At 67.7% G+C, this 22,162-nt stretch carries 25 protein-coding genes; 11 read left to right on the forward strand and 14 right to left on the reverse strand.

Annotation, left to right across the window (positions count from 1 at the left end):
* Positions 1-155 precede the first annotated feature (155 nt).
* Positions 156-2,003, reverse strand: coding sequence for a DEAD/DEAH box helicase (locus D3261_RS05810; RefSeq protein ID WP_120070133.1), 1,848 nt, complete (start codon positions 2,001-2,003; stop codon positions 156-158).
* A gap of 64 nt (positions 2,004-2,067) precedes the next feature.
* Positions 2,068-2,442: a VOC family protein gene (locus D3261_RS05815; RefSeq protein WP_120070136.1), complete on the reverse strand. Its 375-nt coding sequence runs from the start codon at positions 2,440-2,442 to the stop codon at positions 2,068-2,070.
* A 139-nt stretch (positions 2,443-2,581) separates the two neighbouring features.
* On the opposite strand from D3261_RS05815, the gene D3261_RS05820 reads away from it, so the two are divergent.
* Both D3261_RS05820 and D3261_RS05825 read left to right on the forward strand, forming a co-directional pair.
* Positions 2,582-2,986 (forward strand): cyclic nucleotide-binding/CBS domain-containing protein, encoded by a 405-nt coding sequence (locus tag D3261_RS05820; protein WP_120070139.1) that lies wholly within the window; start codon positions 2,582-2,584, stop codon positions 2,984-2,986.
* 69 nt (positions 2,987-3,055) lie between these two features.
* Positions 3,056-3,466 (forward strand): DUF123 domain-containing protein, encoded by a 411-nt coding sequence (locus D3261_RS05825; protein WP_120070142.1) that lies wholly within the window; start codon positions 3,056-3,058, stop codon positions 3,464-3,466.
* 42 nt (positions 3,467-3,508) lie between these two features.
* Here the strand turns inward: D3261_RS05825 and D3261_RS05830 are convergent, their stop codons facing one another.
* Complete coding sequence (locus tag D3261_RS05830) at positions 3,509-4,702, reverse strand: MFS transporter (protein ID WP_120070145.1); 1,194 nt, start codon at positions 4,700-4,702, stop codon at positions 3,509-3,511.
* 119 nt (positions 4,703-4,821) lie between these two features.
* On the opposite strand from D3261_RS05830, the gene D3261_RS05835 reads away from it, so the two are divergent.
* Positions 4,822-5,325: a gamma carbonic anhydrase family protein gene (locus tag D3261_RS05835; protein ID WP_120070148.1), complete on the forward strand. Its 504-nt coding sequence runs from the start codon at positions 4,822-4,824 to the stop codon at positions 5,323-5,325.
* 6 nt (positions 5,326-5,331) lie between these two features.
* Here D3261_RS05835 and D3261_RS05840 read toward each other — a convergent pair whose 3' ends face one another.
* On the reverse strand, positions 5,332-5,931 hold the full coding sequence (locus D3261_RS05840; RefSeq protein ID WP_120070150.1) for a DUF998 domain-containing protein: 600 nt from the start codon (positions 5,929-5,931) through the stop codon (positions 5,332-5,334).
* Positions 5,932-6,001: 70 nt separating this feature from the next.
* Positions 6,002-7,999 (reverse strand): S9 family peptidase, encoded by a 1,998-nt coding sequence (locus tag D3261_RS05845; protein WP_120070153.1) that lies wholly within the window; start codon positions 7,997-7,999, stop codon positions 6,002-6,004.
* 118 nt (positions 8,000-8,117) lie between these two features.
* On the opposite strand from D3261_RS05845, the gene D3261_RS05850 reads away from it, so the two are divergent.
* Both D3261_RS05850 and D3261_RS05855 read left to right on the forward strand, forming a co-directional pair.
* Positions 8,118-9,059: a PLP-dependent cysteine synthase family protein gene (locus D3261_RS05850; RefSeq protein ID WP_120070156.1), complete on the forward strand. Its 942-nt coding sequence runs from the start codon at positions 8,118-8,120 to the stop codon at positions 9,057-9,059.
* 47 nt (positions 9,060-9,106) lie between these two features.
* A complete protein-coding gene (locus tag D3261_RS05855; RefSeq protein ID WP_120070157.1) occupies positions 9,107-9,400 on the forward strand; it encodes a hypothetical protein in 294 nt (97 codons plus the stop codon).
* Between the two features lie 4 nt (positions 9,401-9,404).
* On the opposite strand, the gene D3261_RS05860 is transcribed toward D3261_RS05855, so the two are convergent.
* A complete protein-coding gene (locus D3261_RS05860) occupies positions 9,405-10,247 on the reverse strand; it encodes a DUF502 domain-containing protein (RefSeq protein WP_120070160.1) in 843 nt (280 codons plus the stop codon).
* A gap of 109 nt (positions 10,248-10,356) precedes the next feature.
* On the opposite strand from D3261_RS05860, the gene D3261_RS05865 reads away from it, so the two are divergent.
* On the forward strand, positions 10,357-10,857 hold the full coding sequence (locus D3261_RS05865) for an N-acetyltransferase (protein ID WP_120070162.1): 501 nt from the start codon (positions 10,357-10,359) through the stop codon (positions 10,855-10,857).
* 367 nt (positions 10,858-11,224) lie between these two features.
* Here D3261_RS05865 and D3261_RS05870 read toward each other — a convergent pair whose 3' ends face one another.
* Complete coding sequence (locus D3261_RS05870) at positions 11,225-11,749, reverse strand: Rrf2 family transcriptional regulator (protein WP_120070165.1); 525 nt, start codon at positions 11,747-11,749, stop codon at positions 11,225-11,227.
* Between the two features lie 251 nt (positions 11,750-12,000).
* On the opposite strand from D3261_RS05870, the gene rocF reads away from it, so the two are divergent.
* Positions 12,001-12,897, forward strand: coding sequence for an arginase (gene rocF / locus D3261_RS05875; protein ID WP_120070168.1), 897 nt, complete (start codon positions 12,001-12,003; stop codon positions 12,895-12,897).
* 359 nt (positions 12,898-13,256) lie between these two features.
* On the opposite strand, the gene D3261_RS05880 is transcribed toward rocF, so the two are convergent.
* The 4 genes from D3261_RS05880 to gdhB form a co-directional block, all read right to left on the reverse strand.
* Positions 13,257-13,457, reverse strand: coding sequence for a dodecin (locus D3261_RS05880; protein WP_120070171.1), 201 nt, complete (start codon positions 13,455-13,457; stop codon positions 13,257-13,259).
* Positions 13,458-13,510: 53 nt separating this feature from the next.
* Positions 13,511-14,767: a Glu/Leu/Phe/Val dehydrogenase gene (locus D3261_RS05885; protein WP_120070174.1), complete on the reverse strand. Its 1,257-nt coding sequence runs from the start codon at positions 14,765-14,767 to the stop codon at positions 13,511-13,513.
* A gap of 71 nt (positions 14,768-14,838) precedes the next feature.
* Positions 14,839-15,678 (reverse strand): CoA ester lyase, encoded by an 840-nt coding sequence (locus D3261_RS05890; RefSeq protein WP_199693930.1) that lies wholly within the window; start codon positions 15,676-15,678, stop codon positions 14,839-14,841.
* Positions 15,679-15,717: 39 nt separating this feature from the next.
* On the reverse strand, positions 15,718-16,998 hold the full coding sequence (gdhB, locus tag D3261_RS05895; RefSeq protein ID WP_120070179.1) for a glutamate dehydrogenase GdhB: 1,281 nt from the start codon (positions 16,996-16,998) through the stop codon (positions 15,718-15,720).
* 177 nt (positions 16,999-17,175) lie between these two features.
* Between gdhB and D3261_RS05900 the strand changes: the two genes are divergently transcribed.
* Entirely contained in the window at positions 17,176-17,628 is a 453-nt protein-coding gene (locus D3261_RS05900; RefSeq protein ID WP_120070181.1) for a MaoC family dehydratase, read from the forward strand.
* Between the two features lie 143 nt (positions 17,629-17,771).
* The gene (locus D3261_RS05905; RefSeq protein ID WP_120070184.1) at positions 17,772-19,493 is read left to right on the forward strand and encodes a PGF-CTERM sorting domain-containing protein; all 1,722 of its coding nucleotides are present in this window, start codon (positions 17,772-17,774) and stop codon (positions 19,491-19,493) included.
* A gap of 122 nt (positions 19,494-19,615) precedes the next feature.
* Here the strand turns inward: D3261_RS05905 and D3261_RS05910 are convergent, their stop codons facing one another.
* Positions 19,616-20,368: a ribonuclease H-like domain-containing protein gene (locus D3261_RS05910; RefSeq protein WP_120070185.1), complete on the reverse strand. Its 753-nt coding sequence runs from the start codon at positions 20,366-20,368 to the stop codon at positions 19,616-19,618.
* A 96-nt stretch (positions 20,369-20,464) separates the two neighbouring features.
* On the opposite strand from D3261_RS05910, the gene D3261_RS05915 reads away from it, so the two are divergent.
* A complete protein-coding gene (locus D3261_RS05915; protein ID WP_120070188.1) occupies positions 20,465-20,737 on the forward strand; it encodes an AbrB/MazE/SpoVT family DNA-binding domain-containing protein in 273 nt (90 codons plus the stop codon).
* Positions 20,734-21,156, forward strand: coding sequence for a type II toxin-antitoxin system VapC family toxin (locus D3261_RS05920; protein WP_120070191.1), 423 nt, complete (start codon positions 20,734-20,736; stop codon positions 21,154-21,156). The genes D3261_RS05915 and D3261_RS05920 overlap by 4 nt, the downstream gene beginning before the upstream one ends.
* Before the next feature lie 96 nt (positions 21,157-21,252).
* On the opposite strand, the gene D3261_RS20840 is transcribed toward D3261_RS05920, so the two are convergent.
* Together D3261_RS20840 and D3261_RS05925 are read right to left on the reverse strand one after the other, a co-directional pair.
* Positions 21,253-21,375, reverse strand: coding sequence for a hypothetical protein (locus D3261_RS20840; protein ID WP_255409201.1), 123 nt, complete (start codon positions 21,373-21,375; stop codon positions 21,253-21,255).
* A 52-nt stretch (positions 21,376-21,427) separates the two neighbouring features.
* Positions 21,428-22,162: carboxyl transferase domain-containing protein (locus D3261_RS05925; RefSeq protein WP_304999775.1), on the reverse strand; the 735-nt coding region annotated here is incomplete at its 5' end.

Below are 22,162 nucleotides of genomic sequence, written 5' to 3' on the forward strand. Positions count from 1 at the left end.
TCGTCGATCTCACACGTCACAGCCGTTCTCCTCCCGAAACGAGGCGGGGGTTCGAGGCCCACTCCTCGACGATATTGCTCATACTATCTTTCTACTAACAACCCCTCGGTATAGCCCCTTCGATACCGACAAGCCGCGAGGGTCGGTGGGGACCGCTACTCGGTCTCGAACGTCGTCTCGGTGAGCCTGATGCCCTTGCCAGCGAGGTGTCGGAGCTGTTGACGCGCGAAGTCCTCCTCGCGGGTGCCACGGGTCGCGAGGACGTAGAGCCGCGAACTCCCCGAGGGACGCATCGTTCGGCCGGCGCGCTGGGAGGCCTGGCGGCGCGACCCGCCGAGGCCGGAGGCGACGACCGCGACCTCGGCGCTCGGGAGGTCGATCCCCTCGTCGCCGACCCGCGAGACGACCAGTCGAGAGCGCTCCCCGCGCCGGAACTCGTCGAACAGCCGTTCGCGTTCGGGGTGGGGGGTGTCGCCGCTGATGAACGGCACCCCCAGCGCCTCGGCGTAGCTCTCGCCCTGGTCGAGCCACTCGACGAAGACGAGCGCCTTCGCGTCGGCGTGTTCGGCGAGCAGCGACCGGATGGCATCGAGCTTCGCGGGGTTCGAGCCCGCGACCCGGCGGCGCTCGTGGCCCGTCACGCTCGCGTACTCGTCGCGGTCGGCCTCCGATCTCCAGGGCACGAACCGGAGTTCGACCTCGGGTTCGGCGACGAAGCCTGCCTCGAAGAGTTTCGCCCAATCAGTACCGATAGGCGGGCCGATGAGGGTGAAGATCTCGGCCCCCTTGTCGTCCTCTCTCACTGGTGTGGCCGAGAGCCCGAGGCGGTGTTTGGCCTGGAGGTCGACGCTCTTGCGATAGACGGCGGCCGGGATGTGGTGGACCTCGTCGTAGACGATCAGACCCCACCGGCGCTCGTCGAAGAGTTTCCGGTGGCGCTCCATCCCGGCGGTGCGGTAGGTCGCGATCGTCACCGGTCGAATGTTTTTCTCGCCGCCGTGGTACTCGCCGATCTGGTCGGGGTCGAGGTCGGTGTGGGTGAGGAGGGCCTCGCGCCACTGGCCGGCGAGTTCGCGGCTCGGCGCGAGAACGAGGGTCTCGCCACCGACCTCGCGCATCGCCCCCATCGCGGCCACCGTCTTGCCGCTTCCGGGGGGACCCACCAGTACGCCGGCCCCCGATTCGAGGAAGCGTTCGACCCAGTCGCGTTGGTAGTCCCGGAGGTCGAGCCCGAGGTCGATGTCGAGGTCGGCCCCGCCGTCGAGGTCGCGGAGGTCCTGCACCGGGTAGCCCGCGTCGTAGAGGGTCCGTTTGATCTCGCCCTCCTTCCCCTCGACCACCCAGCTCTCGGTATCCGAGATCGGGGCGTGGAGGTGGTCGGTGTCGAGCTTCTGACGCGCGACGTTGCCCATGAGTTCGGGGCTCTCGGCTTCGAGAACCGTATAGTCGTCCGGGTGGGTAGTGAGCGCGAACCGGCGGGCGCGCCGCCACTGGGATTCGACCCACTCCTCCAGTTCCGGCGAGCGCTCGGGCAGCACGTTCCGCATCGTCCGGACGAGGTCGTCGACGTGGTCGTAGGGGGCCCACCAGACGTCCTCTTCCCTGATCTCGTAGATGTAGGCCCCATCACCCGACGAATCGACGAGCGTGGCGAACTGGGTGAGCTGGGCGCGGGTGAACTGCTCGGGCTGTTCGACCACCAACTCCCGGCGGTCGGGGAAGACGACGACGTGCTCTCGGGAGACGAGGTCGGCGAACTCGCGGGGGTACCAGACTCGGGGGTCGTCGCTCACGTCGAGGCGGTCGAGGTGGCCCGACTCGACGAGCGCATCGAGCGCATCGCTTGCCGCCGTCTGTGACCACTCCCGAACCCGCGCGACCCCGCTTGCGGTCGCCACGGGTCGGCCGAGGGTCTCGAGAACGGCCCGGAATTCGGTCGCCGAGAGGGCGCGGTCGTCGGAGGCGGACGTCCCGTCGGCTGCTTCGTCGTGCTCGTTCGTCACTACGAGAACCGTGTGGGGCCGTCGGCAAACGGTTTGCGGGTGGTGAGCGGCGGGTTCGACGCGGTCAGCCGTCGAGCGGTTGGACGAGTTCGACGACGTGCCCGTCCGGGTCGCGGACGAAGGCCGTGCGCGCCCCGGCGGGGTCGTTGTCGGCGGGCTCCTGGACGACACCGTGGTGGTCGATCTCGGCGAACGCCTCGTCGACACTCTCGACGGCCACCGCGAGGTGGTCCCAGGCGGTGCCCTGCTCGAACTCATCCTCGCCGTCGGTCTCCGAGAGCTGGAGTTCGACGCCGTTGTCGGCGGCGACGTAGCGATTGGTGGTCTCGCCGTCCTCGGTCTCGAACGACCACGACTCCTCGAAGCCGAGCTCCTCGACGTAGAACTCGACCGCACGGTCGGCGTCGGCGACGTTGAGGCAGGTGTGGAGCAGGTCCATACTCCCACCGTGTCGACCGACCCGCATGAAGCCACCGCCTCGCCGCCCGGGATAGCGGCCACACGAACCGGGCGACCGGCCTCTCGACAGGTTTCGCCCCGGCGGGAACGTTTATACTGTCCCCGATAGATGAAGGATCATGGACGATATCTTCGTCGGGCGGCTGATGTCGAGCGACCTGCATACGGTGAGCCCGGACACGCTCGTCGAGGAGGCCGCGAACGTGATGCTCGAGGAGGGGATCGGCTCCGTGATGGTCGTCGACGAGCGCAACGACCTCCAGGGGATCCTCACGACCACCGACTTCGTCGGGATCGTCGCCGCGAGCAGCCCGAAGGCCGAGACCACGGTCGCGAAGTACATGAGCACGGACGTCATCACCACGACGGTTCAGCACCCGATCACCGAGGTCGCCGACACGATGCTCGAACACGGCTTTCACCACATGCCGGTCGTGAGCGACTCCGACGGCGTCATCGGCATCATCACCACCGCCGACCTGACGTCGTACCTCTCGCACGTCCAGACCCCGAGCCCCTCGTAGTCCCTCTCCTCTCTCCCGTTTCTCCCTCTCACACGGGGGACTTACCCTCGCCCGCACGCTGATGTCCGCATGGCGAGCGGGACCTACACCCTCCTGATCGAGCTGCCGACACCGACGACCATCGAGGTCGGTGCGCTCGGCGAACGCGCGTTATCGCCGGGTTGGTACGCCTACACGGGCAGTGCGCTCGGGCCCGGCGGCTTCGCGCGGGTCGACCGGCACCGCGAGGTCGCCACCGGCGAGCGCGACGTCCGCCACTGGCACATCGACTACCTCCTCGGCCACCCCGCGACGGTGCTCGATCGGGCCGTGACGACACCCGTCGACGCCGAGTGTGCCATCGCCCGAACACTGCCCGGCGAACGTATCCCGGCCTTCGGTGCCTCGGACTGTGACTGCGAGTCCCATCTGGTATCTCACGAGGACCGCGACGTGCTCTCGGCGGGTATCGAGGCGGCACATCGGGAACACGAGTGCTGAACGACCGGAACCGACCGGAAAAAGACGGATTCACGATGGTTCTCAGGCGGATTCCCGGCCGCCGAACAGCACGGCACGCGGGATATCGAGCCGGAGCAGCGCGGGCAGCGCGACCAGCACGATCCCGGCTTCGAGTACCGCGGCGGCGAGAAAGGCCGCGCCGAACCCCAGGCTATCGGCGACCGCGCCGCCGCCGACGGTCCCGACGAGGAAGCCGAGGCTTCCGGCGATGTTGAACCCGGCCATCGCGGTGCCCCGGTCGTCGCTCGCGAGGTCGGTGACGAGCGCCATCGTGGCGGGGGCGACCAGCGCGCCCGCCGCGCCGAGCAACACCATCGTCGCGCCCGCGAGTTCGACCGTCGGCGCGAGATACACCCCCAGGATCGTCACGCCGTAGCAGACCGACCCGACGACCACGGGCACCAGCCGGCCGATCCGGTCGGAGAGCCGGCCCGCGGGGTACTGTCCGAGCGCGAACGGCGCGAAGAAGAGCGCGAGCACCAGGCCCGCCGCGCCGGCGTCGAGGTCGAAGGCCCGGCGGAAGTAGAGGGTCCCGACGAGCGCGAAGAAGCCCGCCGTGAACCGGTCCGCGAACCCGAAGGCATAGGGGAGGCCGAGCGCGGGTCGGTCCCGAAGTCCGTCGAGCGCCGCCCGGATGCCGCGGCGCGTCGTCTCCGGGGCCCGGTCGGTGAGTCGGGTCGCGAGCAGCGCCACGAGACAGAGGAGGCCGGCGGCCACCACGATGGGGACCAGCGGGCCGACCGACGAGAGCTGACCGCCGAGGGGGGCCCCGAGCGCCGTCCCGGAGCCGATCGCGATCCCCGCCGCACCCATGTTGCGGCCGTGGCCACCCTCGAGATCCATCAGCATCGTTATCGAGAGCGAGAACGCGGCGATCGTGAAGCTCCCCTCGACGAACCGGAGGACGAGCATCGCGCCGAACCCGATGTCCGTGACCGTCGCGAGCCCGACTAGCGCGAGGTAGCTCGCCACCCCGCCGAGCGCACCCGCGACGATGAACGGCACCCGCCGCCCCGCCGCGTCGCTGGCCGCGCCCCAGACGCCCGCGAACAGCACGAAGCCCGCGTACTCGGCCCCCAGAAACCACGTCCCCGCGTCGAGCGTCGTGGTCGCGCCGAGCGCGCGCACGAGCTCCGGAACCCCCGGATAGAGCGCGACCTGACCGAAGAGGACCGCGAAGACCATCGCGGCCAGTGTCACGCGCTCGGTGTTCATACGCCCCGTTGTGTCGTCGTGGGTAAACCGATTCGGTGTCTGCACGACCACCGCCTCCCGCCGCCGGTTCGCGGCGTGCCGACACACGGATTTATTCCCGGTCGGACCCGCGTCCGTGCATGGTCATCCGGTCGTTCGAGGGCACTACACCCACCATCCACGAGTCCGCTCGCGTCGACGAGACCGCGGTCGTCATCGGCGACGTCACGATCGAAGCCGAGGCGAGCGTCTGGCCCCACGTCACGCTCCGCGGGGATTCGGGCGCGATCGTGGTCCGCGAGGGCGCGAACGTCCAGGACAACGTGGTCTGTCACGAGGGCTGTGAGATAGGGCCCGGTGCGACCATCGGTCACACCGCCATCGTCCACGCCGCCACCGTGGGCGAGCGCGCGATGGTCGGGATGAGCGCCACAGTACTCGACGGCGCACACGTCGGGAGCGAGGCGCTCGTGGCTGCCGGAAGCGTCGTCACCGAAGGCACCGAGGTCCCCCCGAGCACCCTCGTCGCCGGCACGCCCGCGGAGGTCAAGACCGAGGTCGAGGACTCGCCGTGGACCCACGCCGGCGAGCACTACGTCGAACTCGCCAAACGCTACGAGCGCTCGTCCGAACGAATCGAGTAGCGGACCTCACCACATTCTGACGGCCGTGCCGAGGATCCACGTCGAGACACAGCCCGACCCGACGAGTTCGGGGAGCGCGAGGCCGCCGGGCGTCCCGGCGGCGATCCACACCGCCCATGCCGCGACGTGGACGGCAGCGAGCGCGATGGCGAACAGCCCCCACCGGCGTGCCTCCGTGCGTAGGTCGCCCGCGCCGTAGCAGACGAACGCGACGGTGAACAGGAGAAAGAAGCCGACCGCGACGGTGCCGTGCTGGGGGGCGGGCAGCGCGAAGACGCCGATCAACGCGAGGCAGACCGCCGAGAGCGAGAACGCGACGCTGCCGGCGGCGTGGAGCAGGGTTCGCGAGTTCCTCGCGAGTACGACCCCCGGAACCAGAGCACAGAGGCCCGACACGAGGAGCCCGGTGTTGAAGACTGCCGACGAATCCCAGGTCGCCCGCCCGAGGTCCGAGAGTGCGTCCGCGGCGAACGAAAAGCGCGTCGAGAGCAGTATCGCGAGGGCGATCCCGCCGAGCGAGACGACCACGGCACAGACCCCGAACGCCGCCGCGACCCGGTCGGCGGTGTCCGGGTTCGCGAGCGGGTCCGGTTCGGTGGTCGCCATCGTCCGACCGCGGGTCGGCGACGGCTTCAGGCTGTCGTCCGCACGACTCCGTCGAGACCGAGCGTGAGGACTACCGGCCCTCGTCGCCGGAGAGCCCGTCGTCGCCGCGGTCGAGCGCGCGGGGAGCGTCGAAGTACTCCGAATAGCCGTCGAACCAGCGCGCGATGCGTTCGATCCGGTCGACGATATGGCCGGGTTCGCCCGAGCGCGAGAGTTCGTGGCCTTCGCGCGGGTACCGCACGAGTCGGGTGTCGACGCCGTTCTTCTTGAGGAAGAGGTAGAACATCTCGCCGTTGTTGACCGGGACCCGGAAGTCGTCGTCCGCGTGGATCACCAGTGTCGGGGTGGTCACGTCCCCGGCGTGGGCCACTGGCGATTGCTCCCAGAGGAACTCGGGGTCGTCCCACGGTGTTGCGTCGAAGTCGTCCTCGACGAGTTTGAAGGCGTCCGTCGAGCCGTAGAAGGAGGCCAGGTCGAAGACGCCGCGCTGGGCGACCGCGGCACGGAAGCGGTCGGTGTGGCCGACGATCCAGCCGGTCATGAAGCCGCCGAAGGAACCGCCCGTGACGTAGCACTCGTCCTCGTCGATGTAGTCGCGCTCGGCGACCTGCTTGACGCCCGCCATCACGTCGGCCATCGTGACCGCACCCCAATCGCGCTCGATGGCGGCGGCGAAGTCCTCGCCGTAGCCCGTCGATCCCCGTGGATTCGACCAAAAGACGACGTAACCGCGCGCTGCGAGCGTTTGGAACTCGTGCCAGACCGTGCCCGCCGCCGTCCACATCGCGTGCGGCCCGCCGTGGATCTCGGCGACCAGCGGGTAGGTTTCGTCGGGGTCGAAGTCGGGTGGCGTGAGTACCCAGCCCTGAATCTCGGGACCGTCGTCAGCAGAGAAGGAGATGGGTTCGGGTTCGCGGACCTCGTGGTCGGCGAGGTAGTCCGCGTTGACGTGGGTGAGACGGGTCGCTTCGTCACCATCCTGAACGAAGACGTCGTCCGGATGGTCCCACTCGCTCCGGACGAACGCGACCCGTTCGTCCCCGCTCGTCGCGCTCGTGACGTGGCCCTCCGTGACCACCGCTTCGATGGCCCCTTCGCCATCGCCGCGCACCCGTCGAACCACGAAATCACTCTCGTCGGGCGTGACGAACAGGACCGACTCCTCGTTCGCGTCCCACGTCACCGACGCGGGGTCCACGGTCCTGTCGAGGTCGGTCGTAAGGGTCGTCTCGCCTCCATCGGGATCGTAGCACTTCAGGTCGGTCTGGCCCAGCGTACCCTTCTCTTCCGGCGTGTAGGCGTAGGCCACCCGGTCGTCGGCCGTCACCGCGATGTTCGCACCCCACTGGCTCGTTTGGAAAACGACCTCGGGATCGAACTCGTCAGCTTCGGGGTCGCAGGCCAGCACGTCGACGACCGTGTTGTCGTCGGGGTCGTCGGTGCGTTTCGCGGTGAAATAGAGGACCTCCTCGCTCCAGCCCGGCGAGCCGTAGTCGTACTCGCCCTCGGTGACGCGCTCGACCCCGCCTTCGAGGTTCGCGACGTAGACGTGGCTCCGGGTACCGTCGAAGTAGTGTTCGGCCGCGCGGTAGACCAGTCGGTCTATCACCCGTGGATCGGGCGTATCGCGCTCGAACTCGTCGGTTTCGAGGTCCCGGCCCGAGTCGCGGTCGTCGGCCGTCACCGACTGGACGAAGGCGATCCGTTCCCCCGTTCGGTCCCACGCGATCGAGGAGACGCCGCCGGGCACGCTCGTGACCCGTTCGGCCTCGCCGCCGTCGGTGGGTACGATCCACAACTGCGTGCCCTCGTCCTCGCCGCGGGTCGAGGTGAACGCGAGTCGGTCGCCCGACGGCGACCACCGGGGTTCGGCGTCGACGCCGTCGGCCGCGGTGAAGCGTCGCGGATCGCTTTCGCCGCTCGTCGGAACGACGTAGACCGTCGCCTCGCTGGATTCGTCGTCCGTGGGCACGGTGCGGACGAAGGCGACGCGGTCGCCGTCGGGCGAGAGTTGTGGGTCGATGACACGAACGATGTCGTGGTAGTCGGCCGCTCTGACCGGATCCATATGTGGTCATTGCGAGACCACCTCATGCGTGTGTCGTTCCCTTGTCCCATCTATCGGTTTTTCGAAGCTCCCGACCGGTCCCGTCATCGGTTTAGGCGTCGACAGCCAATCGAATCCAATGGACGATAGCATCCTCGACGCCATCGGATCCCCCCTCGTGCGGGTCGCCTCGCCACCGGGGACGACCGTCGCCGCGAAGGTCGAATCCAAGAACCCCGGCGGGTCGGCGAAGGACCGTCCGGCGGCCGCGATGGTCGAGGCCGCGGAGGCGGAGGGGGTGCTCGAACCCGGCGACCACATCGTCGAGCCGACCAGCGGCAACACCGGTATCGGGCTGGCGGTGGTCGCGGCCGTCCGGGGCTACGACTGCACCATCGTGATGCCCGCCTCGAAGTCCGAGGAGCGCCAGCGGGTCATGGCGGCCTACGGTGCGGAACTCGAACTCGTCGAGGGCGAGATGACCGAGGCGAAAGAGCGCGCCGACGAACTCGAAGAGGAGAAGGGGATGGTCCAACTTCGGCAGTTCGAGAACCCCGCGAACGCACAGTCCCACTACGATACGACCGGCCCGGAGATCCTCGACCAGGTCGGGGACCGGACCGTCGACGCGCTGGTCGCCGCGGTCGGGACGGGGGGAACCATCACCGGCATCGGACGGCGGCTCCGCGAGGCGTTCCCCGAAATGACCGTGGTGGCGGTCGAGCCCGAGACCAACGCGGTGCTCTCGACCGGCGAGGCCGGCACCGACGAGTTCGAGGGGATGGGGCCGGGGTTCGTGAGCGACATCCTCGACCGCGACCTCATCGACTCGGTCGAGACCGTCGACCTCGAGGAGAGCGAGGCCGAGTGCCGACGTCTCGCGCGCGAGGAGGGGATCCTGGTCGGCCAGTCCAGCGGCGCGTCGAACCTCGTCGCCCGCCGGGTCGCGAGCCGACTGGCCGACGACGGCTCACCGGCGACCGAACTCCGAACCGACGGCGGGGATGACGAGAAACCGCTCGTCGTCACCGTCTTCTGGGACAGCGGCGAGCGCTACATGTCGACCGGGATGTTCGACTAAACTTCTCCCGACGCGGGAGCTATATGCCACGAGACCCTTCGCCCGATATGGTCGCCGTTCGGTACACCTGTCCGCGGTGTGACGCCGTCGTCACCCTCGACCGCGACGCCGCGCTCGCCGACAAGTCCGTGACGCCGTTCGCCCTCGACGGCTGGGAGTACGCTGCGCCCTACGACGACTTCGAGGAGAGCGACGGCGTCGAGATCGTCTGTGGCGCGAGCGAGACCGACGGCGAGGGCTGTGGCGAACTGTTCTACCTCAACTTCGTGAAGTACGAGGAGGGTCGGCCGGTCGAGGCGCGGACGACGCCCGCCGACGTCTCGTTCGACTTCCTGCGATAGTCGGTTACGGTTCGCCGTCCGTCTCCCGTTCGCTCGTCGACCCCCGCTCCGCCGGCGCGCCGACGAGTCCCTCCTCGAGGTTGGTTCGTTCGGTGTCGTACTGCCCGAGCGCCGCGAGTTCGTCGGCCGAGAGACCGGTCACGTCGTCGGTTTCCCCGATCGCCACCCCGCTGGTGACGATCGCGCTGACGGCCTGCTCGACGGTTATGTCGACGTCGTAGACCCGGGCGCTCGGGACGTGAACCAGGAAGCCCCCCATCACGGGGTTCGGCGCGAGCGGCATGAACAAGGTCCGGAGGTCGTCATGCTCGGCCGCCTCGTCGATCGTGTCCGGGGGTGTCGCGGTCACGAACGCGAACGAGTAGGTGCCCTCGTTCGGGAACTCGATGAGTTTGACCTCTTGAAAGCTGCTGGTGTCGCTCTCGATCAGGACGTCGCTCATCCGGCGGAAGCTGGTGTAGACCGACCCGACGCCGGGGATGGCCTCCATCGCGGTGTGAAACCACTCCGAGAAGCCGTGCTCCGAGGAGGTGGCGTTCGCGGCGAAGCCCACGACGAGCACCAGCGCCACGAGCGCGAAGACCGTCCCGAACTCGATGAACACCGACCCGAAGGCGGGACCGAGCCCGATCGACCGGGCGAACCCCCGGACGGGTTCGTTGAGTCCGACCATCCCCGCGGCCTCGACCACCGGCGTGAGGACGTTGCTGAGGAAGTTGAGCACGAACCCGAGCACCATCATCGTGATGACGAACGGGATGGTGAGCGCGGCCCCGCTGATGAGCCACTCCCGAACCCGCCCGACGATCCCGGTTTGGGCCGACTCGGTGTCGCGAGGTGTAGACATATCCGTCGAAGACGGGCTTTCCCCGAAAGCGTTCTGCAATCCCATGCCGGGTGGGTCGTGACCGACTGGGCGGTGGAGTTATGGTCTCCCATGTGCTATTCGGGAGCCAGTGAGCGTCGATGTCACGACCAGTATCGTCGAGTCGGGCAGCGACGAGTACGTCGGTTCGGCGTGGGAGCTGAAAGAGCGCATCCGCGAGCAAGAGGATGTCCTCAAACAGCGCCGCGGCTTCTTCACCGACGCCTACCGTCGCGCCACCGTCCACCTCCTGTTCGCCGGCGACCACGACGCCGATACGGCCGACGCACTCATCGGTTTCGCGGCGGTCCGCCGCGACGGCTACGTCCTCTTTCTCGCCATCGACGGCGACCACCGCGGCGAGGGTTTCGGCGGCCGCCTCATCGCCACCGTCGCCGAGAAACACGACACCGTGACCTGCCACGCCCGCGCGACCAACGAGGCCGCCGTCGCGTTCTACAAACACATCGGTTTCGAGGTCGAACGCCACATCGAACACTACTACGAGGACGGCGGCGCGGCCTACTACCTCAAACTCGGTGACCGAACCGGGCTCGCCGACCGGCTCTCGGCCTTCGTCCGCGGCCGCTAGACACACCCACTTTTTTGGACGGGGGAATCGCGCTCGCTACGCTCGTGCTCAACCTCCGTCCAAAAACCTGGACTAAAAAGGCTGCTCGCTCACTCCGTTCGCTCGCAGTACAACGACTAACAATTCCGCAACCGCACAGCACCACCTCCGCCGAAGCCCTCGGGTGCGCTCCGCGCACCCTCGCCCTTCATCCACCAGGAGAACACAGCTCTCCTGAGCCTCGGCTCGCTCCCGCTCGCCGAGACACCAGGAACCGCGACCGCAAACCGCTACGCGGCCGCGCCGCAGCGCGCAGCGCCGCCGACCGCACCGCAGCCGCCGTTCGTCACTCGTACCGCTCGATCGTCCGAGAAGGTCGTGCGTGTATTCAGCCTTCGGCCGGGGCTTCCATGCCCTCGGTGTTGATGAGCAGGGTGTTGTCGGTGTCGACGGTGCCGTCGACGGTGCCCGTGATCGCGAGCTTCGACTTCGGCGTCGGGCCGACCGTCACCGTGTCGCCCTCGTGGAAGTCCCGCACCGAGCCCTGGATGTGGATCTCGGCCCGACACTTCTCGGGGTGGTGGACGCTGAGGAGGTTGATCTCCTGGACGATCAGGGTCTCGACGCGCTCGCCGTTGTGGCTGAGGGGGACGGACTCCGGTTCGTCCATCTCCTCGATGTCGAGCGCGCTGTAGGCCGCCGCCGTCGGTTTGTAGCCGCCCTTCGGTCCCGGTACCCCCTCGACAAGCTGGAGGGCTTTGAGGCTCTGCATCTGGTTGCGGATCGTCCCCGGGTTCCGGTCGACCATCTCGGCGATCGCCTCGCCCTTGACCGCGGTTTCGCTCTCCCGGTAGAGGTCGACGAGCTCCTGGAGGATCTTCTTCTGACTGTCCGTGAGTTCGATAGATGACATAAGTCCGTGTTGGTTGCAGGGTCCCTTAAACCCGACGGGTGACTGGATGCGTAATTATCGATGAACGGAGACGAAGGGCTGCTTCTCACGACGGTTTTCGGGTTTCGTGCTCGGGATCTGGACGGGATTCGAATCCCGAACCAAAAACTTGAAGACGAAATTCGGGCGGGCACCCACGCCGGGACGGGAACGGCCACCGGATCGGGGTTATGGGGACGACTTTTACCCGGCGGGGGTCGAACGCGAACGACATGGCAATCAGAACCATCGGGGTACCGATGGACCTCGGGGCCGACCGCCGCGGGGTCGACATGGGTCCCTCCGCCCTCCGATACGCGGGGCTGGCCACGACGCTCGATTCGATCGGGCGGTCGTGTACCGACGCCGGCGACCTCTCGGTCTCCCACGCCGAGGAGCGCGACCCCGAGACCCGCGACCCGCGCGCGAAGTACCTCGACGAGATCGAATCGGTCTGTGGCCGCCTCGCCAACGAGGTCGCCGACGCGGTCGCCACGAACGACCTCCCGCTGGTGCTCGGCGGCGACCACTCGATCGCCATCGGCTCGCTCGTCGGCAGCGCCCGCGACGCCAGCCTCGGCGCGATCTGGTTCGACGCCCACAGCGACGTCAACACTCCCGAGACCACGCCCTCGGGCAACGTCCACGGGATGCCGCTCGCCGCCGCGCTCGGCTGGGGTTCGTTCGCCGACACACCCTGGGCCAACGCCCCGACCCTCCGCGAGGAGAACGTCGTCCTCGTCGGGCTCCGAAGCGTCGACGACCCCGAACGCGAGCGCATCCGCGAGTCCGACGTCACCGCCTTCACGATGTCCGACATCGACGAGCGGGGCGTGGTCGACGTCACCGAGGACGCCCTCGACATCGCCACCCGTGGCGTCGACGGGGTCCACGTCAGTCTCGACCTCGACTGGCTCGACCCCCGTCACGCTCCCGGCGTCGGCACCCCCGTCAGGGGTGGCGTGACCTACCGCGAGGCCCACTCCGCGATGGAGACCGTCGCCGAACGCGAGTCCCTGCTCCGCTCGCTCGAAGTCGTCGAGGCCAACCCGATCCTGGACTCGCACAACGAGACCGCCGAACTCGGGGTCGAGCTCGTCGCGAGCGCGCTCGGAAAGCGCGTGCTCTAAGAACCCCCACCTTTCACGTCCCCACCTTTTGCTGCGGTCGGCCGCGAAGCGGCCTCCCTGGCAAAATGTGGATCAAAAGCGCTGCGCGCTCCCGCTGGTCGCGCTTGCGCCCGCTCGCTCCCTGCGGTCGCTCGCGGTACAATTACTAACAACTCCGCGCCGCCACCGCACAGCACAGCACCGCCGAAGCCCTCGGGCGCTCCGCGCCCTCGCCCTTCATCCACCAGGACAGCACCGCTCTCCTGAGCCTCGGCTCGCTCCCGCTCGCCGAGACACCAGGAACCGCCCGCACCGCGACCGCGGTCGCGCCGCGGCCGCACCGCCGCCGGCACGACCGGGCCGGCGGACCTCGTGGGGGCTTACTCGTCGAGTTCGAACGCGATCTCGACCTCGACTTGGTACTCGCGCTCGCCCGGCTCGCCGATCTCGACCCCGAGGTTCTCCGTCGTCGCCCATTTCACGTCGTTGAGGGTCTCCTCGGCGCGGTCGATCGCGGCGTCGGTCGCGGCCTCGAAGCTCTCCTCGCTGGTACCGATCATCGTGATCTTCTTGTAGACCATCGCGCCCTCGATTGGACGCGTGGGGGCATTAAATATCCGCTCCGCGACGGCCGTCAGGGGAAGTTGCCGGCCTCGTCGTAGGCGTCGATGAGTCGCGAGAGCCCGACGACGTAGGCCGCCGTCCGGAAACTCGGCAGCCCGCGCTCCTCGTAGGTCCCGACGAGGTCCTCGAACGCCTCGACCATCACCGTCTCGAGCTCGTCGTTGACGCGCTCCTCGCTCCAGTAGAACCGCTGGCGGTTCTGGACCCACTCGAAGTACGACACCGTGACGCCACCGGCGTTCGCGAGCACGTCGGGGAAGACCGCGACGTCACGGTCGCTCAACACGTCGTCGGCCCGCGGCGTGAGCGGCCCGTTCGCGCCCTCCACGATGACCTCGGCCTCGACCTCCTCGGCGAGGTCGCGGTTGATCGCGTTCTCGAGCGCGGCCGGAATGAGGAGGTCGACGTCGAGGGTGAGGAGCTCCTCGTCGGTGAGCTGCTCCTCGACGTCGGGTGCGCCGGTGACGCTCCCGGTCTCGGTCTTGTGGTCCCTGACCGCCTGGGGGTCGAGGCCGTCCGAGTTGTGCACCCCGCCGCTCGAATCGGAGACCGCCACGATGCTCGCGCCCTCGTCTTCGAGAAGTCGGGCCGCGATCGCGCCGACGTTGCCGTAGCCCTCGACCGCGACCATCGCCCCGTCGAGGTCGATGTCGAGGTAGTCGAACGCCTCACGCGCGGTGAGCATCACCGACCGACCCGTGGCCTCGACCCGTCCCTCGCTCCCACCGGACTCGAGCGCCTTGCCCGTCACGACGCCCGGTGCGGTGGTGTTCTCGAGGGTCTCGTAGGTGTCCTTCAACCAGTTCATCTCGCGCGGGCCGGTGTTGACGTCGGGTGCGGGAATGTCGACGTCGGGCCCGACCACCCGCCGAAGCTCGGCGGCGAACGCCCGCGTGAGCCGCTCGATCTCCCCCTCGGAGAGGTCGTCGGGGTCGACCGCGATACCGCCCTTCCCACCGCCGTAGGGGATGTCGACCATCGCGCACTTGTAGGCCATCCAGCCCGAGAGCGCCTTCACCTCGTCACGCGTGACGTTCGGGTGATACCGGAGCCCGCCCTTGTACGGCCCGCGGTCGCCGTTGTACTGCGAGCGGAAGGCCTCGAAGGTAGCGAGCGAGCCGTCGTCGCGTTCGATCGAGAGCGTGGTTTCGAGCACGCGTTCTGGGTGTTTGAACCGGTCGAGAACCCCCGAGGAAACGTCGAGGACCGCGGCGGCGTCGTCTATCTGTTCGTGGAGGCTCTCGAAGGGGTTCACGTCCTCGGACATCCTCTAGTCGATCGTCGAGACGCCTGTTAAGGGCGTCGAATGAATATCATGGTTATAGTATAATGATCTGATTACGCGTCGGCGGCGCGCGCTCGCTCGACCACCCGCTCGGCCTGCGCGATGAGCGGCGCGTCGACCATCTCGCCGTCGACCCGGAACACCCCGCGACCCTCGTCCGCGGCCCGGTCGCGGGCGTCGAGCACGCGTTCGGCCCACTCGACCCGCTCGGGCGTCGGCGTGTAGGCATCGTTGACGACGGCGACCTGCGCTGGATGGATCACCATCTTGCCGTCGTAGCCGAGCCCCGCCCCGAACGCGGTCTCCTCGGCCAACCCCTCGCCGTCCTCGATCGCGGTGAAGACGATGTCGACCGCGTCGACCCCGGCGGCGCTCGCCGCGAGTACGACCCGCTCGCGCGCGTAGAGCACTTCGGTTCCCTCGGGGGTCCGGATCGCCCCGATGTCGGCGGCGAGGTCCTCGGCCCCGAAACAGACCGCCGTCGTCGGGTCGGCGGCGGCGATCGCCGGAGCCGCCAGCACACCCTCTGCGGTCTCGATCAGCGCGAATATCGGGCGATCGGCGTCGTGCTCGGAGAGCACGTCGGCGACCCGTTCGACGTCCGCCGCGGAGCCGACCTTCGGGCACATCACCGCGTCGAGACGTGGGTCGCCCCGAAGGACGACGTCGAGGTCCGCCTCGACCGCTTCGGCGGTGACCCGCACGCACACCTCACAGTCCGGATCGAAGTCCGACGTCAGAACGTCGTTGACCGCCTTGCGGGCCTCGGCCATCCGTTCGGGGGCGACCGCGTCCTCTAGGTCGAAGACGACGACGTCCGCCCCGGTCGTCGGGGCCTTGCGGAGCATCTCGGGACGGTCACCCGGCGTGAACAGCACGCTTCGCCTAGCCATGTCGGAGAACAGTGGACGGGTGACGTTAATCTACGGGCTTCAGGGCCAGAGGCCGCGCGCGCCGTGGGCCGCACCGACGCGTCGGAGCCCGACGATGTAGGCGGCCTCGCGCCACGTCGCCCCGTCGTGGGTCTCGAACGCCTCGCGGACGTCGTTCCACGCCGACACCATCTCGTCGTCGAGCTCCTCGTTGACCTCCTCGACCGGCCACGCGCGCCGGTTGATGTCCTGGAGCCACTCGAAGTACGACACCGTGACCCCGCCCGCGTTGGCGAGGATGTCGGGGATCACGGGGATCCCACGTCGGTTGAGGATCTCGTCGCCGTGGGTCGTCGTCGGCCCGTTCGCGCCCTCGACAACGATGTCGGCGCGCACGTCGTCGGCGTTGTCGGCGGTGAGGACGTTGCCGATCGCCGCGGGGATCACCACGTCGACGTCGAGTTCGAGGAGTTCGGCGTTCGAGAGCGTATCCGACGCGCCGTCACCCGAGACCATGCCGGGCTGTTCCTCGTGTGAGATCACGGCCTCAGTGTCGAGGCCTGCGGGGTCGTAGATCCCGCCGTCGACGTCCGAAACCGCGACGACGTTCGCGCCGTACGAGTCCAGTAGCCGAGCGGCGTTCGCGCCGACGCTCCCGAAGCCCTGTATCGCGACCGTGGTCTCGTCGATGTCGCGGTCGTAGTAGTCGAGCACCTCGCGGGTGATGATCGCCGCGCTCCGACCGGGGGCCTCCTCGCGACCGTAGCTCCCGCCGACGACCGGGGGTTTGCCCGTGACGACGCCGGGGATGGTCTCACCCTCCTGCATCGAGTAGGCGTCCATGAACCACGCCATCTCGCGGCTCCCGGTGCCCATGTCGGGGGCGGGGATGTCCCGCATCGGGCCGATGACGTTGCGCAGCTCCTCGGCGAACCGGCGGGTGAGCTGTTCGATCTCACCCTCCGAGAGGTCCTTGGGGTCGACCACGATGCCGCCCTTCCCGCCGCCGAAGGGGATGTTCATCACCGCACACTTCCAGGTCATCCACATCGAGAGGCCGATGCACTCCTCGGCGGTCACGCCGGGGTGGTAGCGGAGCCCGCCCTTGAACGGTCCACGTGCGCTGTCGTGCTGGGCGCGATACCCTTTGTAGACCTCGGTCTCGCCGTTCTCGCGTTCGATGGGGACCGAGACTCGATGGACGGATTTCGGGTGTTTGAGTCGTTCGACGGTACCGGGATCGACGTCGATGTACGCCGCGGCACGGTCGAGCTGGCGGCGGGCGGTGTCGGCTGCGGTCTCGGACGGTTCGTCGGTTTCGGGAGGGGCTGTCGTGGTCATGCTGGGTCGGGTGCGATGCCCGCCGGTCGGGACCGTTGGTCGGGGTCGACGACCGGCCGGCGTCCGTAGTCCGTATCAGGACTGCAAGGCCATATATATTTTTACAGTGTGGTTGTGTATCATACTACCGCTTCGCACGACCGACGTGCTTTCGTCCTCGGCGCGCCGGGTCTCGCTATGACCGGGCGCTACTACGAGGGGTTCGTCGAGGGCGAGACCATCGAGCACGACAAACGTCGAACGGTCTCCGAGAGCGACAACCAGCGCTTCTGTGACATGACGATGAACCAGCAACCGCTCCACCTCGACGGCGAGTTCGCCGCCGACACCGAGTTCGGCGAGCGCCTCGTCAACGGGCTCTACACCCTGAGCCTCGCGGTTGGGCTCACGATCCCCGAAACCAGTGATGGCACCATCGTCGCCAACCTCTCGTACGACGAGGTGGAACACCCTCGACCCGTCTTCCACGGCGACACCATCCACGCGCGCTCGACGGTGGTCGAGAAACGGGAGACCAGCGACGGCGAACGCGGGGTCGTGACGATGCACGTCGAGGCACTGAACCAGGACGAGGAGACCGTCTGCGAGTTCGACCGAACGGTACTCTCGCTGAAACGACCGGCCGAGTGAGTTTCACACGGGTTGACACCAAAAAGAATATACACCGCAGGTGTCTCGTTCACATCGACACCGAACACGGCGACGAGTGCGATTTCGGCCGCCGCAGTCCGCGCTGCCGTACCGCCGTTGCCGTCTCACGGTAGCTATACACAATGACACGAACCAAGGCATATCGGAGCGTGAGTCTCGCGGTGCTGGTGGTGCTGTCGGCCGCGGTCGGTGCGGTCGCCCTCACCGGCCCCGTCGGCGCACAGGAGTCCGGCGAGAACGCCACGGCAAACGCGACCGACGACAGCTTCTACAGCCCGTCGGAGGACGACCCGCTGAACGTACGATTTCGTGACTGCTGTGGGAACACCGTCGACTCGGTCGCCGACGGCGTCCTCAACCTCAACGTCGTCTATGGCCTGTTCGACGGGGCCTACGACCTCGACATCTCCGCGTCGGGGCTCAGCGACGACGAGGTCGACGAGATCGTCTTCGACGACGAGAGCAGCGACGCGACCGACCTCGACCGCACCGACATCGTCGGGATGGACTTCAGCGGCGTGCCCGCCGGCGAGTACGAGTTCACGGTGAGCGTGGCCGACGGCGACGGCGAGGCTACGGTCCCGATCGAAGTCACCGGCGACGAGAGCGCGACGAACGAGACGAACGCCTCGGCGGCGAACGAGTCGGTGAGCAACGAAACCGCGAGCAACGAGACGACCGCCAACGCGACCGACGCGTCCGGCAACGCCTCGATAGTGGCGAACCCCGCCACGCCCGGCAACGAGAGCGCGTATCACAACGTCTCGGTCGTGGCCGGTCCCGAGGCGGAGGGCAACCTCTCGTCGGTGACGGTGAACTACGGCGACAGTAACGCCTCGATCGGATTGGTCGGCGGTAACATCGCGTCGGCCACCCTCGACGGCGACCAGGTCGTGAACAACACCACGACCTCGTCGATCGGCGTCGACGGCCGGAACCTCACGGTTGGCTTCGATGGCACGCTCGACGTCGAGGAGGGTGACCGGGTCACGCTGAACTACACCGGTGTCACCAACCCGACCGAAGCGGGCGAGTACACCGTCGGGGTCGGCGTCAACAACGAGAGCCTCCAGAACACCACCCTCGCGGTTTCGGGGAACGGAAGCGCGAACGCGACGACGGATGAGACCAACGCAAGCAACGCGAGCAACGCATCGGCCACCAACGCGACGGACACGTCCGGCAACGCCTCGATAGTGGCGAGTCCGTCGGCCGCGGGCAACGAGAGCGCGTTCCACAACGTCTCCGTGGTCGCCGGGCCGGACTCCGAGGGCAACCTCTCGGCGGTGACGGTGAACTACGGCGACAGCAACGCCTCGATCGGGCTGGTCGGCGGTAACATCGCGTCGGCCACCCTCGACGGCGACCAGGTCGTGAACAACACCACGACGGCGAGCATCGGTGTTGAGGACCGAAACCTCACGGTCGGGTTCGACGGGACCCTCGACGTCGAGGAAGGCGACCGGATCACGCTGAACTACACCGGCGTCACCAACCCGCCCGAGTCGGGTGATTACACCGTCGGTGTCGCCGTCAACAACGGCAGCTTCCAGAACACCACCCTCGCGGTTTCGGGGAACGAAAGCGCGAACGGGACCACCGGCGCGGGAACGACGAGTGCCGGCACGACCGCTGGCGAGACCGGTGCGGGAACCGCCGAAACGACCGCGATGGGCGGCACCAGCGGCGGGGCGGCGACGAGCGGTGATGCAGGAACGAGCGGCGGTGCGGACACGAGCGGCGGTAGCGAACAGGGCACCGAGGCCGGCGGACCCGGCTTCGGCGTCGTGGTCGCGGTCGTCGCGCTTCTCGCGGCCGCGCTGGTCGCCGTGCGCCGGCGCTGAGTTCGGTACTCCGTCTCCGCTCGCGGTTCGTCTCTCCTTCCCTTCTTCCGCTATCCGACCGCGATTACACTGTTGAGCGCCGCCGCTGTCGGGTAGATGGTGGGATTCGATATCGGACCGCCTTATTGGCCGTCACAGGCCGCGACGAACACGTCGTCGTGGAGGCGGTCGGTGACGATGTCGAGGAGGTTCTCGAGGTTCTTCGTGTCGGCGCGGTTATACGAGACGAGGGTGTCGAGCGCGTCCTCGTCCCCGCGCTCGTGGGCGTGCCAGAGCCGGACCGCGTCGCGACCGGAGATGTCGGGTCGGTCGCGGTCGATGCCGACCTCGCGTTCGATGGCCTTCAGTCCACCCGTGAGGTCGAGCTGGCGACAGGCGTACAGCAGGTCGAGGTGGGGACGGTCGATGTCGAGGTCGAACGACTGTTCGAGGAACGGCACGTCGAACCGCTTGCCGTTGAACGAGACCAGCAGGTCGGCGGTGCGGAGTTCGGTCGCGAGCGCCGCACGCGTGAGGTCCTCGCCTTGGACGAGGGTGGTGGTCTCGCCGGCGCGGTGGAAGCTCACCGTGGTCACGTCGCTAGAGCGGGCGTCGAGGCCCGTGGTCTCGATGTCGAAGAAGCAGGTCCGCGGGCGGAAGTTCTCGTAGAGCCGCCACCGGCTCCCCGAGGGGAAGGCCTCGTAGAAGAAATCCGCGTCGCCGGCCGCGAGACGGTCGCGACCCTGTTCGATGAACTCGCGGATGTTGCGCCCCTGGGCGTCGCCGACCGCGGATTCGTCGAACGCGTCCCAGTGGGTGATCCCCTCACGCCAGAGCCGGCGTTCGGTCTTCTCGCCGATACCGCGAACCGGGAGGAAGCTGTTCTCGATGCGCACAGGTGAGAGAGACGGTCTGGAAACCTAAACGCTTCTCTCCCGGGACGACCGACCGACGAAAGCGATTAGTCCGTTCCCACCGAAGTGGGATTCGAGATGGCATCGCGTGACGACGAACGAACGATCGACGAGAAGGGCCGGGTCACGATCCCGAAAGCGGTACGCGAGAGGCTCGGACTCGAACCGGGAGCGAACGTTCGGATCGGCGTCGAGGACGGGCGAATGGTCGTCCGACCGCGGGTGTCGCGCGAGGAGTTCATCGAGACGATGGAGGGGTGTATCACCGAGGAAACCCGCCGGGACGACGCCGAGGAGATGAACCCGATGGACCCGCTCGGACTTGACGACCCGCTCGGACAGGTCGAATGATCTGCATCGACTCGAACGTCTGGATATACTACCTCGATGCAACGACTCCCGAACACGACCGCGTTCGGGCCCCGATGCGGTCGGCGCTCGCGGAGCGATCGGTCTTCGTGAACGCCGTCGTCCCGCTGGAGGTGACTCACTACCTTACCAAGCGACGAACGGGCGACGAATCGTTCGTGGAGCGATTCATCGGGCTCGAGACGCTCACCGTCGAAGCGCTCGATCTGAACGCAGTTCGTCGCGCGCACGAACTCCTCACCGAGCATCCCCACCTCGGCATCGGTGGTCGTGATGCGTCGCTCGTGGCGGCGATGGAGCGACGGGGCGTGGACGACCTCTGGACGCACGACACGGGACTGAAACGCCTCGGCGAGCGACTGGAGTGGTTGGTCGTTACCGACCCCGTCGAGGATAGCTGAGAGACGGAAAACGTACCTCGCTCGTATTACTCTCGGATGGATGGACCAGTACGCTATCGATGACGGTATCGACGGTGAACTCGAATCGGGTGGTGGTCACAGGAGCAGAACGTTACGAGAGCGGGAGTGAAGAGGTGCGGTGAAATGCGGAACGACGTATTCCACGTCCGGGTAAACGATCGGGATGAGGTAGCTCTCGATCCGGTCCGGTTTGCCCATCAGTGTTCGACCGATTCCGATAGCGGAGTTTCGCGACGAATTCGTTCGACCGCTACAGCACGGTGCCGTGTTTCTTGTCCGGCAGCGACTTCTCGACGTCCTCGTAGAACGCGAACCGGGCGGCGAGCTCGTCGCGGAGCTCGCTCGGCGGCACGACCTCGTCGATCACCGTCTCGCTCGCCATCCGGTGGACGTCGATGTCCTCGCGGTAGGCCTCGCGGAGTTCGGCCTCGCGTTCGGCGCGCTCCTCGTCGTCCTCGATGTCGTCGAGCCGGTTGCGGTAGACCGCGTTGATCGCCGCCTCGGGCCCCATGATGGCGATCTCCCCGGAAGGAAGCCCGAGGGTCGATTCGGGGTCGTAGGCCGGCCCGGACATGGCGTAGATCCCCGCGCCGTAGGCTTTCCTGACGACCACACATTGTTTCGGGACCGTCGCCGACGAAGTGGCGTAGATCATCTTCTTCCCCTCTTCGAGGATCCCCTCCTTCTCGACTCCCGACCCCGCCATGAATCCCGGCGTGTCACAGAGGTAGAGCAGTGGAATATTGTAGGCGTCGCACTTCCAGACGAACTCGGCGGCCTTCTTGGCCGAGTCGGGGAAGATAGCGCCCGCGCGGTGGGCGGGCTGGTTCGCCACGATCCCGACGGGTCGGCCGTCGATACGGCAGAACGCGGTGACGATCTCGGGGCCGAACTCGGCACCGAGTTCGAGGGTCGAGCCCTGGTCCGCGACGCGTTCGATCACGTCGTGCATGTCGTAGCCCCGGTTCGGGCGTTCGGGCACCAC

The sequence above is a fragment of the Halococcus sp. IIIV-5B genome, from assembly GCF_003602035.1.
Lineage (GTDB): Archaea > Halobacteriota > Halobacteria > Halobacteriales > Halococcaceae > Halococcus > Halococcus salsus.

Bases quoted from the DNA above. Each gene is read 5' to 3' on its own strand.
- D3261_RS05835 (WP_120070148.1), top strand. From the start codon at position 4,822: ATGGTCATCCGGTCGTTCGAGGGCACTACACCCACCATCCACGAGTCC.
- D3261_RS05855 (WP_120070157.1), top strand. From the start codon at position 9,107: ATGGTCGCCGTTCGGTACACCTGTCCGCGGTGTGACGCCGTCGTCACC.
- D3261_RS05860 (WP_120070160.1), bottom strand. From the start codon at position 10,247: ATGTCTACACCTCGCGACACCGAGTCGGCCCAAACCGGGATCGTCGGG.
- D3261_RS05820 (WP_120070139.1), top strand. From the start codon at position 2,582: ATGGACGATATCTTCGTCGGGCGGCTGATGTCGAGCGACCTGCATACG.
- D3261_RS05915 (WP_120070188.1), top strand. From the start codon at position 20,465: ATGGCATCGCGTGACGACGAACGAACGATCGACGAGAAGGGCCGGGTC.
- D3261_RS05815 (WP_120070136.1), bottom strand. From the start codon at position 2,442: ATGGACCTGCTCCACACCTGCCTCAACGTCGCCGACGCCGACCGTGCG.
- D3261_RS05825 (WP_120070142.1), top strand. From the start codon at position 3,056: ATGGCGAGCGGGACCTACACCCTCCTGATCGAGCTGCCGACACCGACG.
- D3261_RS05830 (WP_120070145.1), bottom strand. From the start codon at position 4,702: ATGAACACCGAGCGCGTGACACTGGCCGCGATGGTCTTCGCGGTCCTC.
- D3261_RS05870 (WP_120070165.1), bottom strand. From the start codon at position 11,749: ATGTCATCTATCGAACTCACGGACAGTCAGAAGAAGATCCTCCAGGAG.
- D3261_RS05850 (WP_120070156.1), top strand. From the start codon at position 8,118: ATGGACGATAGCATCCTCGACGCCATCGGATCCCCCCTCGTGCGGGTC.
- D3261_RS05905 (WP_120070184.1), top strand. From the start codon at position 17,772: ATGACACGAACCAAGGCATATCGGAGCGTGAGTCTCGCGGTGCTGGTG.
- D3261_RS05920 (WP_120070191.1), top strand. From the start codon at position 20,734: ATGATCTGCATCGACTCGAACGTCTGGATATACTACCTCGATGCAACG.
- D3261_RS05880 (WP_120070171.1), bottom strand. From the start codon at position 13,457: ATGGTCTACAAGAAGATCACGATGATCGGTACCAGCGAGGAGAGCTTC.
- D3261_RS05890 (WP_199693930.1), bottom strand. From the start codon at position 15,678: ATGGCTAGGCGAAGCGTGCTGTTCACGCCGGGTGACCGTCCCGAGATG.
- gdhB (WP_120070179.1), bottom strand. From the start codon at position 16,998: ATGACCACGACAGCCCCTCCCGAAACCGACGAACCGTCCGAGACCGCA.
- D3261_RS05845 (WP_120070153.1), bottom strand. From the start codon at position 7,999: ATGGATCCGGTCAGAGCGGCCGACTACCACGACATCGTTCGTGTCATC.
- D3261_RS05885 (WP_120070174.1), bottom strand. From the start codon at position 14,767: ATGTCCGAGGACGTGAACCCCTTCGAGAGCCTCCACGAACAGATAGAC.
- D3261_RS05840 (WP_120070150.1), bottom strand. From the start codon at position 5,931: ATGGCGACCACCGAACCGGACCCGCTCGCGAACCCGGACACCGCCGAC.
- D3261_RS05900 (WP_120070181.1), top strand. From the start codon at position 17,176: ATGACCGGGCGCTACTACGAGGGGTTCGTCGAGGGCGAGACCATCGAG.
- D3261_RS20840 (WP_255409201.1), bottom strand. From the start codon at position 21,375: ATGGGCAAACCGGACCGGATCGAGAGCTACCTCATCCCGATCGTTTAC.
- rocF (WP_120070168.1), top strand. From the start codon at position 12,001: ATGGCAATCAGAACCATCGGGGTACCGATGGACCTCGGGGCCGACCGC.